The organism is uncultured Slackia sp. (assembly GCF_944321625.1).
GTDB lineage: Bacteria > Actinomycetota > Coriobacteriia > Coriobacteriales > Eggerthellaceae > Slackia.
This window is the reverse complement of record NZ_CALUMA010000047.1, coordinates 20,690-35,430: the sequence shown is the minus strand read 5'-3', so window position 1 is coordinate 35,430 and position 14,741 is coordinate 20,690. Positions and strand designations below refer to the sequence as shown.

Below are 14,741 nucleotides of genomic sequence, written 5' to 3'. Positions count from 1 at the left end.
AACAACGCGGCTCCATGGCAGAGGGCCATGGGCCAATGCAACATTGCCGCTGTTCGCGACCTTCGTGCGAAAAGCCTCTCGCGCAAAGAATCGTCGCGCATGGCGCCCAAGGAGGAAACCATATGTTCCAGGGCGATAGGATTTGGATGGGCGTCGGCGACGTCCACGTCGATCTGCTGCTCAACCAGGCGAACCGTCACGGTCTTATCGCCGGCGCATCGGGCACCGGCAAAACCGTCACGCTCAAGGTGATGGCTGAGGGCTTCTCCAAGGCCGGCGTGCCGGTGTTCATGGCCGACGTCAAGGGCGACGTGACCGGCATGGCCCAGGCGGGCGAGGATTCCGACAACATCAAGAAGCGCGTGGAGAAGTTCGGTCTGGAGGGCTTCACCCTTGAGGGCTGCCCGTGCCGCTTCTGGGATATGCTGGGTGGCCAGGGCATCCCCGTGCGCATCACCGTGTCTGACATGGGCCCCACGCTGCTGTCGCGTCTGCTGGGCCTGACCGAGGCTCAGGAAGGCGTGCTCAACATCATCTTCCGCATCGCCGACGACAAGCAGATGCTGCTCATCGACCTCAAAGACCTGCGTGCCATGCTCAACTACGCATCCGAGCACGCCAAGGAATACGAGACCGTGTACGGCAAGGTGAGCTCGCAGTCGGTGGGCGCCATCCTGCGTGAGCTCATCGCCATCGAAGATCAGGGCGGCGACGTGTTCTTCGGCGAACCGGCGCTCGATCTTTCCGACTGGTTCCAGTGCGCGCCCAACGGCCAGGGCTACGTGAACATTCTCAACGCCGCCAAGCTCATCCAAAGCCCGCAGATCTACGCCATGTTCCTGTTGTGGATGCTCTCCGAGCTCTTCGACACGCTGCCCGAGGCGGGCGACCTCGACAAGCCCAAGTTCGTGTTCTTCTTCGACGAGGCGCACCTGCTGTTCAACAACATGCCGGGCGAGCTTCTGGACAAGATCATCCAGGTGGTCAAGCTCATCCGCTCCAAGGGCGTGGGCGTGTACTTCATCACGCAAAGCCCCTCCGACATCCCCGACGAGGTGCTGGCGCAGCTGTCCAACCGCATCCAGCACGGCCTGCGCGCCTACACGCCGGCCGAGCAGAAGGCGGTGCGTGCGGCGGCGAGTTCGTTCCGCGCCAACCCGAAGTTCAAGAGCGAGGATGTCATTCTTGAGCTGGGCACGGGCGAGGCGCTGGCGCGCTTCCTCAACGAGGAGGGCCAGCCGTGCGTGGTCGAGAACGCCAAGATTCTGCCTCCGCAGTGCCTGATGGCAGCCGCGTCTCAGGAATGCATGGACAAGGCGTTGGCCGACCAGGCGTCGCTCATGGAGAAGTACGGCACCGCCGTGGACCGCGAGTCGGCGTTCGAGATCATTTCCGGCGAGGCGCAGAAGGAAGCCGAGGAGGAAAAGCTCGAGGAAGAGCGTGCCGCGCTTGAGGCAGAGAAGGCCGAGCTGGAAAAGCAGAAGGCCGAGGCCGAGGCGAAGGCTGCCAAGGAGGCCGAGAAAGCTGCCGCCAAGGCGCAGAAAGAAGCCGAGAAAGAGGCGGAACGTGCCGTCAAGGCCGCCGAGAAGCAGAAGCAGGAGCTGTTCAAAGACGTGACCAAGGCCGCGACGTCCATCCTGGGACAAATCGGCCGCGATGCCTCCAAGCAGATCATGCGAGGCCTGTTCGGCACGCGCAAGCGCTAAGGACTGCGCATACATATACGGCTAGAAGGGCGTCGAAGACAATTTGGCGCCCTTTGGTTATTTGCGAATCTTCGGGTCGGTCACCACGTGTCTGAATCCTGTCTTTTCCAGCAGGCGGGTGGCAACACGGGCGGTTTCGGCAAGCTGGGCTACCTCTTCATCGGTCAACCCTTCGAGACTAGCCTGTAGGTTTGCGTGGAGTTCGCGCGTGTGGTCGTCAAGCAGCAGCGTGCCTTTCTCGGAGAGTCGGGCGATTACCACGCGTCGGTTTTCCTCGTCGCGGTCGCTTTCCACCAGCCCGCGCTCGCGCAGGTTCTTGATGGCGCGCGTGGCCTGTTCGGGCGCGATATTCACGTGCGAGCTCAGAGCTGACATGCTCATGGGTCCATCGGCGTACAGCGTGAGAAGGATGTCCATCTGGGTTTTTGTAACAACCTCGGCGGGTGGCGTGGCGAGGATGGTTTTCTTGAACAGCTCGTGGAAGTACAGCGACGCTTTGATCATGCTGTCAATATCGCGTTCCTCAATCATGAGCATCCTCCGAAGAATTGACGAAAATCCATTGACATTAGTCAAGTGAATCATACAATTGACGCTCGTCAAGTGTAAAACAAGCAATCGTGATGTGCAATCGAATCGCCGCCGCAGGGCGGCTTTCCTATCTCTGGGAGATGGCTCAGGAGGCGTGCGGTATGCCGAAAGGCACACAAAGTTCGCTTGGCCCCGAGTCCGAGCCCGCCTGGCCGTATTCGATGGCGCACCCCGATTCGCGACAGAAAGTGTGGAACATGGGATCTCTAGGTCTTACGAAGGAAGCCAAGCGCATGGTAATCGTGCTGCTGGCAGGCGCGGTTCTGGTGGTGCTCAACCAGACGCTGCTTTCGCCGGCACTGCCGTCCATCATGGTGCACATGAATGTGGATGCCACTACGGTGCAGTGGTTGACCTCGGCTTACGCTCTGGTTGAAGCCGTGGTCATCCCGCTAGCGGCGTGGTTCATGGGCCGCTTCAGCACGCGCCAGCTGTTCATCGGCGGCATGATTCTGTTCGGCGCCGGCAGTCTGGTGGCGGCCATCGCTCCGGTGTTTGCCGTGCTGCTGCTGGGCCGCGTCATGCAGGCCGCGTCCACCGGCGTGCTGATGGTCATGGTGATGTCGCTCATCCTGCTGTCGTTCCCGCGTGAAAGCCGTGGTCAGGCCATGGGCTTGGTGAGCCTGGTCATTGCATTTGCTCCTGCCGTGGGCCCGTCGCTCGGCGGTTTGCTGGTCGATATGGTGGGTTGGCGTGCGCTCTTCTGCGTGGTCGTTGTGTGCACGGCAATCGTTCTGGTGTTCGCCGCCAAGGTACTCGCCAATCGCGAGGGCTTCCCTCGTACGTCTGCCGATGCGCTATCCATCGTGCTCTCGTCGCTGGGTCTGGTATCGCTGCTCTATGGCATCTCGTCGTTCGCCTCGTCGCCCGCGCCCGTGGTGTGCGTGGTGCTTATGGTTGTGGGCGTGGTTCTGCTCGGACTGTTCGCATGGCGCCAGTTCAAGCTTGACGAGCCCATGCTGCGCCTCGAGGTGTTCAAGAGCCGCCGTTATCGCGTGGCCGCCTGTACGTGTGCCGTTCTGCAGGCCATCCTCATCGGTCTGAGCGTGCTCATGCCGCTCTACATCCAGAACGTGCTGGGCCACTCTGCCACCGTGAGCGGCCTCATCACGCTGCCGGGCGCGGTTCTGGGCGCTTTCGGCAGCCTCTTCGCCGGCCGCATGTTCGACCGTTCGGGCGTGCGCGCCATCTCGCTCATCGGCGTCGTGATGCTCGTGGTTGGCTGCGTGGGCATGGCGTTCTACGGCATGGATAGCGTGGTTCCTTACGTCATCGTGGCGAATGTGGCAACCTGCCTGGCCATTCAGCTGCTGTTCACGCCCATCAACACCTGGGGCGTGAACTCTCTGAGCAACGATTTGGTGCAGCATGCCACCTCGGTCACCAATACGATGAACCAGGTGGGCGCATCGCTGGGCACGGCGTTCATCATGTCGTTCAGCGCCGTGGGCTCCGCAAGCGTCGCGCAGGGGTCCGAGGTCGAGCGCGTGTTCGCCGGATACCACCTGTCCTACATCGCGGTGCTGGTGATTTCGATCGTCGCGCTGGTCATAATCGCGGTGTTCGTGCGCAATAAGAAGACCGACGTTGCGCCGTCCGCTGCGCGCGTCGAGGTCAAGCCCGGGCGCCACAGCGTCGCCGACGTTATGGATGCAAGCCCCGTGACCATCTCCGAGGGAGCGAGCATGGCGTTTGCCGCGCGCGCCCTTATCGAGGCCGATGCGAGCGGCGCGGTTGTCGTGGACGACCAGGGTATGGCGAAGGGCTACGTGTCCAACAGCGATATCCTGCGCACGTTTGGCGATGAGATGCAAACTGTGACAGGCAGGCGCCTCGGGCTTCATGGCGTTGCGCATGCCCGATGACGAGAACGTGCGCGATCGCGCGCTGCGTATGGCCGATACCGACGTGGCGTCGATTGCCACCAAGCAGGTGGTGGGCATTGCCCCCGATGCCTCGTTTGAAGATGCGTGCCGCATGATTGCTGAGAAGCGCCTCAAAGAGCTGCCGGTGCTCGACGACGGCAAACTGGTGGGCGTGGTGCGCCGCCGCAGCCTGATGAAGTTCGTAGCCAACATGCTGACAGAAGAAGAAAAAGCGCGCCTTTCGCACTAGAGCGTGATTTCTCTTTGGGTTTGAGAGCATTGTTATTTCATTGAGAGAGAGCATCTTTATCTCATTTAAAGTGCATTTCCATTTCATTGAGAGAGGGCGGTGACCGAGAGGTTGCCGCCCTCTTTGTTGCTGCTCTCTATGCGGGATCCGCGACATCCCATTCCGAAAAATGCGTTAAGTGCATGAAATCGGGGGGTGATTTCCTAAAATCGCATTATTTGCGTGCTTCGAAGCAGCTTTCTACGCCCTTTTGGAAATCCGAGGAATGCGGAATAATATTAAAATGCCTGGTCAATTTTTAATGCCAATGGCAATGAGCCATTCGAGTGGATTTCCTCCCACGCATATAACGCTCTTTTTATACCGAGAGGTCCAAAAGTTAGCCAATAAGGTCATTTTTATACCGCTGGATATATCGTCTCCGAAAAGCAAAGAGGGACTCCGCATGGAGCCCCTCATAAGCGTCAAGAGAGTGTCGTTCGGAAGAACGGCACAATGGCATTAATCCTGCTTGACCACCAGGACGTCGCAGCGGAGGTTGCGAATCAGGTAGGTGGAAACGCTGCCCACGAACACGTACTTGATGTTGGACAGGCCGCGCTCGCCGCAGATGACCAGATCGGGCTCGAAGGGCTCGATGATCTGCTCGCTCAACGTCTCGGTGATGCGGCCGGCCTTGACCACCACTTCGACGTGGGGGATGTCCGGGTTGTTGCGAGCGGCTTCAAGCTGGTCGGCGATGCTCTCCTCCAGCTTTTCCTTCACGTCGGCTGCCAGCGCGGCGAAGTCGGTGCCGGCTGCCTCATAGGGGACGGAATCGACCACGTGGCCGAACAGCAGCTCGGCATGCTCGTTCGCGGCCAGCTCGATTGCACGCTCTGCCACCATGTCCTGGGTTTTGCCGCCGTCCAACGCGGCGAAGATACGCTTGTACTGAGACATGGGAAACTCCTAACTTCGGATGCGCCCGCCATCCTTCGACGGGACGTTTTTTATTGTAGCACTCGGAGAATCGTCTCGCGCCGGGGCAGGGGCGCAGGGGCGCGAGCGTTATCCGATTGTTTACGTACGAAACCTTTGATTGCGTGTTATTGCGTTCAGCTGCGAGGGTCTGGCGCACGAATCATGGCATCGGTTTGCGCGCCGACGTTCGTTCGGCCCTATTCCTGCTCCGCTCCCGCCAGCATGCGCTCGACTTCATCGATGTCATTCTGGGTGGTTGCCCACGAACAGGTCATGCGCACGATGGTGTGCGACGCGTCGGGGCGGGCGCTCAGATCGGCGTCGAACGCGCGGATGAAATCGTCCGCGGTGTCGTTATCCAGCGTGAGGAACAGCTGGTTGGTGCTCGAATCGCTGGCAAACGAGTCGTAGCCGTGGCGCACGAGCACGTCCTTCAGACGTGCGGCCGCTTCAACGGAGTGACGCCCCATGGAGAAGTACATGGCCTCGTCGCCTTGGGCCTCCTCGATGCCGGCGGCGGTGCCGGTGGTCTCGAACAGCGTAGCGAACTGCACGCCCAGCAGGCGCCCCTTGGCCAGGATGGCGCCGCGCTGCTTCATGTAATACTTGAAATAGCGCTGGATAGCAGGGTTGCGAATGACGATGGCCTCGCCGAACAGTGCGCCGTTCTTGGTGCCACCGATAGTGAACACGTCGGCGGCCGCGCACACGTCAGCAAGCGTGAGGTCGCACTTCTCGGAGGCCAGGCCGCAGGCAAGGCGAGCGCCGTCGATGAAGATGAGCAGGTCGTTCTTGTTTGCATAGGAGCGCAGGTCGGCAAGCTGCTTGGCGGTGAACACGGCACCGAACTCGGTGGCAAGCGACAGGTACAGCATACGCGGCTTCACCATGTGGTGATTGCGACCCATTTCGTGCGCGCGCATCACGGCGTCCACGCCCTCAACGGTGAGCACGCCGTCCACGTCATCGGTGGTGAGCACCTTGTGCCCCGTGCCCTCGATGGCGCCCGTCTCATGCACGTTTACGTGCCCGTCAGGCGTGGCGATTACGCATTCCCAGGGGCGCAACGCGGCGCCGATGCACAGCAGATTCGCCATGGTGCCGCCGCTCACGAACTCGACCTGCAGCGATGCGCCGGCGATGTTCGCCGCACGCAGCGCACCCTTGGAGTCGCTGTCCACGATGGCGCGGCGAATGGCGGTGCGCGCCTTCATGCACCAGGGGTCTTCGGTGTAGCCGATTTGTTGCTCGGCGTTGGTGCGCACGAGCGCGTCCATCACGCGCGGATGCGCGCCCTCCATATAATCATTGCGAAAGCTGTGCATGATGAGCCTTTCTGCCAAGGAGCCAACGCGGTGGCTCGCCATTTATGTCCACGAACCATTATAGGTTTGCTCGGTTTTTTAGCTAGCTTTGTTGGCGAATGGCAATCTGGGCGGAACAGAATTGATTGCGTGACCTCTGTGGACTTCAAATCCACCATAATCCCAGTTCAAAAAGGTGTTGGGCGACAGCCCACAGTGAAGCATTCATGTAATTAATCGAAGGAAGACTGCGCTAGAGCGGGCCGCGTTAAGATGCGCTCACGGCAGTGCTCGCCGACTCTGCGGGTGATGCTCCAATCGATTCGAAAGGAGCTAAACCTATGGAACTGCTTATGGCCCTTGCAGCTTGCTGCACGATTCTGACGTTTGTTCTGAGTTGCATAGACAGATTCCGACGCAGAAAGCGAGGAAAGAAGATGAAGCCCAGGAAATAGAATGGCCGGGTGGGGACCCGGCCTTCTAGAAACTGACACGCATCACCCGTAGCTAACCCCTTGGAAAGTCGTTAGTTCTGGCGGGCGCTGCCGTCTGATTGCATTGTAGCATCTTTTGCGGGTTACACGAGCTTGCAGTCGCTTCTTCGCCATTTCGTCATGGAGTTGGCTTTTCTTGCTCAGCCCTCCGCCATGCCGGTGTATCTAGAACGTATTTATTTCGGCGCGCTCTATCTGTTCGCACACAATGCCGAGCTTATCCAAGAATACCTGCGTCTGCTTGGTGGGCAACGCTTTGCGCCACACCACGCCATGGTGCGATTCGATGGCCGGGTCAAGAGGTCTGAATACGAGGGCTGCTTTGGAATTGATATTGCATTGGGTACGAGGTGCGCGATCGGGTTGCGTGGTGATGGATGAGCTGGTCGTGGGTAATCCTTCAGGTAGGTCGAAAAGCGAGCTGTCAAAGGATTCGGGCAACGCCACATCCTCAATGAGCCCCTCATACGCAATGGCGCTTGCGATACCTTGTGCCACCAGATACCGGCAGTTCAATCCAAGGCCATACTCTGCAACGGCGCGGTATTTTTCAAGTGAGGACCCCGCCCATTCGCGCAGCCCCGCCGCCTTCATGCCTTGACGCGACGTGATGAGCGGTACACCTTCCAAATCGTGCGGGCGAATGACGTCCAGCCTGGCGAGTGGGTTATCGGCGCGCGTAATCACGCCCCAACGGTCGCGTACGGGCAGGCGCATCACGTTCATGTTGACATGCGCCTGGATCTCGCATTCCAGCATGAGATCGTATTGCCCCTTGACCAGGCCGTCCATCAGGTCGGACGTTGTGCCGCTGTAGAGCTTGAACTGGATATCCGGATATTCCTCTAGGGTGAGCGCCATCGCTCGGGCGAGGACGCTCATCGCTTTTGTCTCGCCCGCAGCTATATGCACACTGCCAGCAACGGATTTCGCGGGCAGGGCAATCTCCTCCTCGGCTTTCTCCGCAAGGCCAACGATGGATTCGGCATACCGACGCAGCATGACGCCTTGCTCGGTAAGCATCACGCCGTTCTTGCCGCGCGTGAACAGCTGGCGCCCCAGCTCATCTTCAAGAGCGGCCAGCTGGCGCGAAAGCGTGGGCTGCGTCACGTGGAGCGCCTTGGCGGCATTGGAGAAGCTCCCTTCGCGGGCAACGGTGAGAAAGTAATTCAGAACGCGGATTTCCACAGGCACCCCTCTCATGCGTGCATGCGCCGATCACTGCGGATGGTGAGGCAGATGCAGCAGCCAATCAACCACAATCTATGCTTATTAGGCATAGTACGAATTACATTATAGGCAATATCGTTTTTAATACCCACTTCTTATTATCAATTCAGGCCAATTCGCACGAGGTCAGAGCATGAAAAAGGGGGAAGCGCGAAAGCCGGAACCTGTGATTCGTATCGCGTTTCGTACGGTGTGCCACATCTGCTCAGTTTTGCCTCGCGCGTGGGAAGACAATAAGAAGGGGGAAGAGGATATGTCATTGTTTGACAAGAACCTCAAGCGCCGCGATTTTCTCCGAGCCACCGCAGGCGTAGCGGCGCTGGGCGCGCTCGGGCTTTCGGGCTGCGCTGCGGGCGAGCAGGAGCCCACGGCGGCGGATGGCGTGCAGCGCATCGATTCCGACGAGAAAATCCTGGCCGAGGCGGGCGAGTGGCTGCCCATCCATTGCCATCAGAACTGCAACCAGATGTGCCTGAACATGGGCTACGTGGTCGATGGCGTGTGCATTCGCCAGAAGACGCATGATTCCATTGAGGATAGCTTCGATCATCCTCAGCAGCGCGGATGCCTGCGCGGTCGCAGTCTGCGCCAGCAGGTGTATAACGCCGACCGCATCAAATACCCCATGAAGCGTAAGAACTGGCAGCCCGGCGGCGGCGAGAACGCGCATGGCGAACTGCGCGGCAAAGACGAATGGGAGCGCATCACGTGGGATGAGGCGCTCGCCTACATCACTGACGAGCTGAAGCGCGTTTACGCCGAATACGGCCAGGACGGCGTGGTGGTGAACGGCTGGCGTTGGGCACCCGTCTCGGCCATGTTCCCGCACATCGGCGGCGCCGTGTACAACACCGAGACCGAATCGTTTGGCTGCTGGGCCTTCCAGACTGAGGCGCTGGGCATGTTCTCCAACGGCGACCATCCCGACATCATGATGGCGCCCGACAAGTACGACCTGCCCAATGCCGACAACATCATCCTCTATGGCTGCAACCCCGCCTGGGCACAACATTCGAGCATGTACTGGCTCAACAACGCCAAAGAGGCCGGCGTGAACTTCGTCTACGTGGGTCCCAGCTACAACGTGACCGCCTCGCAGTTGGGCGCTCGCTGGATCCGCGTGCGCCCCGGTACCGACACCGCGTTCCTCCTGGCCGTCGTCTACGAGATGATTCGTCTGGACGAGGAGCAGGGCGACATCATCGATTGGGATTTCATCAACGAGCGCACCGTGGGCTTCACGCCCGAGACCATGCCCGATGAGGCCACGACCGACGAGAACTTCCGCGACTACATCCTGGGCGAATACGACGGCACTCCCAAGACGCCGGAATGGGCGAGCGAGATCTGCGGCACGCCCGTGGAGGACATCACCTGGTACGCCGAGATGGCGGGCAAGAACAACAACGACATCTTCCTGCACAGCTATGCCGCGTCACGCTACCTGGGCGCCGAGAACCTGTCGCAGGCGTTCATGACCGTAAGCGCATTGGGCGGCCACTTCGGTAAGTCCGGCAACGGCAGCGCCGCCATTTACACCTGGGATGCGGGCGATTCGGGCTACCGCCTGATTCAGCATGCCGGTGGCGATTATGCCTACATCGACAACCTGATCGCCGTGCCCGCGCAGGGCGCCAACCGCTGTGTTGAGGGCAATTCCTGGTGGAGCTCGCTCGAAGAGGGCACCTATATCTCCACCTCGGAAGGCGCCTACGACGCCGGTTCTTCCAGCGAGGTTTCCAAATACATCGACGACCCCGACGGCACCATCGCGCCCACCAAGCTGCGCGCGAACACGCCCGTGTATCACGAGGCGCGCGAGATGCCAGTGAACCCGCGCATCATGTTCGCCTCCTGCTCCAACTTCATGCAGACGCGCGGCAATCTGCCCACGGCCATCCGCGTCATGCGCCAGGCTGACATGTGCGTTTCGCTCGAGATCAAGTACTCGCTCACCGCGTCGTTCGCCGACATCATTCTGCCCGTTGCCACCCATTGGGAGGGCAACGACGACGAGAGCTGGGGCGAGCTGTGCTGGCCGAGCCCCTTCGGCGATGGCAACGGCCAGAAGCAGCGCAAGGATGCGCTCTTGGCTTGGAAACCGCTGATCAAGCCCATGTATGAGGCGCGTGAGGAGAAGGCAATCGCGCGCGAGATTATGGAACGCATGGGCGTGGATCCTGATCTGGCGTATCCCAAGAGCAACTACGACCAATGGCTGGGATACTTCCTGGGCATGCGCGAGCTCTCCGAAGACCTCACGCGTTGGGACCCCATCATCACCTGGACGGCCGAGGATAACGTGCGCTATCACGCGAACTACCCCGAGCAGCAGGGCAAGGTCACGCTCGACCAGTTCATGGCCGATGGCGCCTATGTGTGCCAGCGTTCGCCCGAGGATCGCCGCAACTACGTGGGCTATCGCGACGACAAGCTGGGCATCGGCCCCAACGGAGAGGTCGTGGTATCCGACACCGCGTGGCCGCGTCCCTCGCTTTCGGGCAAGCTGGAAATCTACTGCCAGTACAAGGCCGATAACGTCAACCGCATTGGCCTGAACCCTGAGCCCATCAAGCCTTACGCGAACTACTTCGTGCCCAATCGCGGCTACCAGACCATGTTCGACGACTGGGGCAACAAGGTCATGGGCAAGTATCCGCTGCAGGCCTACACGCCGCACTACATGCGCCGCGCCCACACTTGCTACGACAATATGGCCTGGACGCAGGAAGCTTTCGCCAATCCCGTGTTCATGAACGCCCAGGATGCGGCCGACCGCGGCATTCAGGCGGGCGATACGGTCATGTGCTACAACGACTTCGGTCGCATGCTGCGCATCGCTCAGCCCATGGAGGGCATGATGCCGGGCACCGTCGCCATTCCGCATGGGCCGCACAGTGTGCTCGACGAGTCCGACCCCGACAATATCATCGATCGCGGCGGCAGCGAGCAGATGCTCTCCGACGGCCAGCAGTCCAACTACTTCAACCAGGTGGACGGCTACAACAGCCTGCTGATCGAGATCGAGAAATACGACGGCGAGCCTCTGGTTCTCGATTGCGAGCGTGGGCCGTTCCTGGCTGCCGGCATCGATGACCCTGACACCCCCGCCTATACCACCGAAGGCATTTACGAAGGCAAGGAGGCTTAAACCATGAGCCTTGGATTCTACGTTGACCTGGCGCGCTGCATCGGCTGCCGCACCTGCCAGGTGGCATGCAAAGATCGCCGCGACCTGCAGCAGGCAGGCCCGCGCCCGCGCCGCGTCGACACCTACGAATGCGGAACCTATCCCGAGGTGGGCTTGTTCCATCTGACCCTTTCGTGCAACCACTGCGAGAACCCCGCCTGCGTAGAGGGATGCCCCACGGGCGCCATGCACAAGACCGACGACGGCACGGTGGTCTACGACTCCGACAAGTGCGTGATGTGTCGCAACTGCATGCTGATGTGCCCCTACGGCGCGCCGCAGCATGACGAGGAGAACAACGCCATCGCCAAGTGCGACGCGTGCAAGGCGCTGCGCGATGCGGGGCACAATCCCGTGTGCGTGGATGCGTGCCCCATGCGCGCCATCGAGTTCGGCGATATGGACGAACTGCGAGCCGCTCATCCTGACGCGGTGAACGAGCTGCCCTGCATGCCCGACGCCTCCATCACCGGCCCCAACGTGCTGCTGCGAGCGTCCGATGCGGCCTTGCGCGACGATTTCCACGAGGTGGTCCTGTGATTGGCAAAGGTCAGGGTTTCTCGGCTGATGCCGAGGCCCTGACCGCTCCGGCGGGCAGCGAGGCTCCTGTTCAAGAGGCGGCATCCGAGGCGCAGGACGCTCGTGCCGATGCTCTCGCCGTGCATGCGCTCCTGATCGCGCGCACCTATATGTACACGCTGTTCCATAAAGCGCTCGGCGGCGAGCCTACTTCGGAGCTTATCGCACATCTGACCAGCGACGTGACGCTGAACGTGACGGATGAGTATGCGCAGGACGAAACCATGCGCGGGCTGCAGGCGTTTTTGTGCACGCTGGGCGAGACGGATAGGAACCAGACGGTTGATGCTGCTCGTGACGAGTACACGCGCACGTTTGTAGGCCCCGCGATGCTGCCGGCTCTGCCGCTGGAGTCGCCTTATGTGACGCATGACGCAGCGGTGTTCCAGGAGAACACGCTTGCCGTTCGCGAGCAGTATCGCGCCCATGGGCTTCTGCCCAAGCGGTACCTGAAGCTGCCTGACGATCACGTAGCGCTCATGTGCGATTTCATGGCGCGCCTCGCGGATGACGCTTTGGCATCGTTCGAGGCGGCGGATGCGGATGCTTTTGCTCGGCAGTTGGTCGAACAGCAAGCGTTCGTCGCGGGGCACATGACCACCTGGCTGTTCGAATACGCCCGCGGTCTGCGCCGCTCCAAGACGGCGGTGCTGTATCCGCAGCTTGTAGAAGCGCTTGCCGCCTTCGTAAAGCTTGATGCCGATTTCGCCGTCAATGCACTCGAATGGCTTGGCGACGAGGTGCGTCAGCTTGGCGCCGATGCGGATGAGCCCGAAGCGTTCAATCGGGTGAAACGGGCCTGCGAGCGGCTTCGCGCCCTGCGCCTCTTCGGCCTGGAAGACAACGAGCTCGCGCCCGCCGACCAGGTGCCGGGCAACAGCTTCGTCACCCACGCGCCTGCCGCGACGGCATGTGCATAGACCCCAAGAATGGATGGTTGACATGATTTCCGAATTTCCTCTGTTCGCGTTCACGACGCTTTCCGGCTTGGCGGCCGGCGGCTATGCCGTGGGTGCGGTATTTCGCGGCCAGAAGGCCGATTCCAAGATGGCGTGGCTGTTCCCGCTCGTGTGCATCGTGCTTTTGGGCCTGGGTCTGTGCGGCACGCTCGCTCACCTGGGTCATCCCGAGCGATTCCTTAATGCGCTCGCCAATCCTGCGTCCATGATTGCCGAGGAGGCCTATTGGTCTATCGCTTTCGGTGTGCTTATGGTAATTGACGCGGTGCTGTGCAAGATGAAAGGTGCGGCCCCTGCTGCGGTGCGTGTGCTTGGCGCCCTTGCCGCCATCGGCCTCATGTGCGTGACCGCAAACGCCTACTTCACCATGCATGGTAACCCCGTGTGGACGAGCCCCGCGACGCTCGCACTGTTCGTGGTGGGCGATTTCGCTATGGGCGCTGCGATGGTGGCATGCTTCCGCTCTGAGCTGGTATCGCAGAAGACGTTCGCGGCCGTCGTCATCGTTATCTTGGTGCTGTGCGCTGCGTCCATCGCCGCCATCGCGGCCCAGTTCGCAGGCTACGGCTTCGACGTGGTGCCGTTCATTGCGGGCCTGATCGTTGGCCCGGTAGCGGGCATTGTCGTGTATGCGCTGGGAATGACGGGCAAACTCGCGCCCAAGGTCGCCGCTCTGCTCGGCCTCGTGCTGGTGCTGGTGGGCGTGGTCATCGCGCGCTACTTCTTCTACGCGGCGAGTATTCTCTAGCAGTTCCATGTGGCGGGTGCCCTGCAGAAGCGTGAGGTGCCCGCCAAAGCATCTAATTGCCCTCTTCTTCCTCATAAACCCCGGTTGCCATCCCTCCCTAGACAATCGGGGTTTCTTGTGCACTGCTACAATGCCAACCGTCGTACAAGAAAGGAGCTCCTATGCTCACCAAGGAACAGATTGATACCTTCATCGACAACCGCATGCGCCGTGAATCGATTATGCCCGGCACGCCTGATGCCGAGGTGATGCATGAGGGCGCTCAGGAGGCGCTGGCCATCGCTGCGCAGATTAACGGCGCATACCGCACGCCCGAGGAAATCAGAGAGCTGTTTTCCAAGCTCATCGGCAAGCCCGCGCCAGAGGATTTCCGCATCTTCCCGCCGTTCACGTCTGACTTCGGCAAGAACATTACGGTGGGGCGCAATGTTTTCTTCAATAGTGGCTGCCGTCTGCAGGACCAGGGAGGCATCACGATTGGGGACAACGTGCTCGTAGGTCATAACGTGGTCATGGCGACGCTCGACCACGATCTTGACCCCGCCAAGCGCGCTGTGCTTCATTGTGCACCTATCGTTATCGGCGACGATGTATGGATCGGTGCGAACGCGACCATCGCCAAGGGCGTGACCATCGGCGATGGCGCGGTGGTTGCTGCAGGTGCGGTTGTGACGCGCGATGTGCCGCCGCGCACCATCGTAGGCGGCGTTCCGGCTCACGTTATCAAGACAATTGACTAACGATTGCAGGAACACGTCTACACATACTTACTTTCAAAAAGAAACCAACCTTCTGTAGGGGTGCTTAACACCTTCTGTAAAGGGTTGAGAAATTGCGAATATGCGCAGGTGAGCAAGCGTAA

At 60.5% G+C, this 14,741-nt stretch carries 12 protein-coding genes; 8 read left to right on the top strand and 4 right to left on the bottom strand.

Annotation, left to right across the window (positions count from 1 at the left end; translation table 11 throughout):
• The first annotated feature begins 122 nt into the window (after window positions 1-122).
• Window positions 123-1,706 (top strand): helicase HerA-like domain-containing protein, encoded by a 1,584-nt coding sequence (locus Q0J60_RS04225; RefSeq protein WP_294438996.1) that lies wholly within the window; start codon window positions 123-125, stop codon window positions 1,704-1,706.
• Window positions 1,707-1,763: 57 nt separating this feature from the next.
• Here Q0J60_RS04225 and Q0J60_RS04220 read toward each other — a convergent pair whose 3' ends face one another.
• Entirely contained in the window at window positions 1,764-2,237 is a 474-nt protein-coding gene (locus Q0J60_RS04220) for a MarR family winged helix-turn-helix transcriptional regulator (RefSeq protein WP_294438995.1), read from the bottom strand.
• Window positions 2,238-2,329: 92 nt separating this feature from the next.
• Between Q0J60_RS04220 and Q0J60_RS04215 the strand changes: the two genes are divergently transcribed.
• Together Q0J60_RS04215 and Q0J60_RS04210 are read left to right on the top strand one after the other, a co-directional pair.
• Window positions 2,330-4,162, top strand: a complete 1,833-nt coding sequence (locus Q0J60_RS04215; RefSeq protein WP_294438993.1) for a DHA2 family efflux MFS transporter permease subunit — start codon at window positions 2,330-2,332, stop codon at window positions 4,160-4,162.
• A complete protein-coding gene (locus Q0J60_RS04210) occupies window positions 4,140-4,412 on the top strand; it encodes a CBS domain-containing protein (RefSeq protein ID WP_294438992.1) in 273 nt (90 codons plus the stop codon). The genes Q0J60_RS04215 and Q0J60_RS04210 overlap by 23 nt, the downstream gene beginning before the upstream one ends.
• A 501-nt stretch (window positions 4,413-4,913) precedes the next feature.
• Here Q0J60_RS04210 and Q0J60_RS04205 read toward each other — a convergent pair.
• The 3 genes from Q0J60_RS04205 to Q0J60_RS04195 form a co-directional block, all read right to left on the bottom strand.
• Entirely contained in the window at window positions 4,914-5,354 is a 441-nt protein-coding gene (locus Q0J60_RS04205; protein ID WP_294438991.1) for a universal stress protein, read from the bottom strand.
• Window positions 5,355-5,572: 218 nt separating this feature from the next.
• The gene (locus Q0J60_RS04200; protein WP_294438990.1) at window positions 5,573-6,676 is read right to left on the bottom strand and encodes a low specificity L-threonine aldolase; all 1,104 of its coding nucleotides are present in this window, start codon (window positions 6,674-6,676) and stop codon (window positions 5,573-5,575) included.
• Between the two features lie 662 nt (window positions 6,677-7,338).
• Window positions 7,339-8,361: a LysR family transcriptional regulator gene (locus tag Q0J60_RS04195; protein WP_294438989.1), complete on the bottom strand. Its 1,023-nt coding sequence runs from the start codon at window positions 8,359-8,361 to the stop codon at window positions 7,339-7,341.
• A gap of 295 nt (window positions 8,362-8,656) precedes the next feature.
• Between Q0J60_RS04195 and Q0J60_RS04190 the strand changes: the two genes are divergently transcribed.
• The 5 genes from Q0J60_RS04190 to Q0J60_RS04170 all read left to right on the top strand — a co-directional run bounded on the left by Q0J60_RS04190 (window position 8,657) and on the right by Q0J60_RS04170 (window position 14,619).
• The gene (locus Q0J60_RS04190; protein WP_294438988.1) at window positions 8,657-11,554 is read left to right on the top strand and encodes a molybdopterin-dependent oxidoreductase; all 2,898 of its coding nucleotides are present in this window, start codon (window positions 8,657-8,659) and stop codon (window positions 11,552-11,554) included.
• A 3-nt stretch (window positions 11,555-11,557) separates the two neighbouring features.
• Window positions 11,558-12,133 carry a 4Fe-4S dicluster domain-containing protein gene (locus tag Q0J60_RS04185; protein ID WP_294438987.1) on the top strand — a complete coding sequence of 192 codons (576 nt, stop codon included), beginning with the start codon at window positions 11,558-11,560 and terminating at the stop codon, window positions 12,131-12,133.
• Window positions 12,130-13,092 (top strand): molecular chaperone, encoded by a 963-nt coding sequence (locus Q0J60_RS04180; RefSeq protein WP_294438986.1) that lies wholly within the window; start codon window positions 12,130-12,132, stop codon window positions 13,090-13,092. The genes Q0J60_RS04185 and Q0J60_RS04180 overlap by 4 nt, the downstream gene beginning before the upstream one ends.
• Window positions 13,093-13,114: 22 nt before the next feature.
• Complete coding sequence (locus Q0J60_RS04175; RefSeq protein ID WP_294438985.1) at window positions 13,115-13,879, top strand: DmsC/YnfH family molybdoenzyme membrane anchor subunit; 765 nt, start codon at window positions 13,115-13,117, stop codon at window positions 13,877-13,879.
• 161 nt (window positions 13,880-14,040) lie between these two features.
• Window positions 14,041-14,619 carry a DapH/DapD/GlmU-related protein gene (locus Q0J60_RS04170; RefSeq protein ID WP_294438984.1) on the top strand — a complete coding sequence of 193 codons (579 nt, stop codon included), beginning with the start codon at window positions 14,041-14,043 and terminating at the stop codon, window positions 14,617-14,619.
• Window positions 14,620-14,741: the final 122 nt, after the last annotated feature.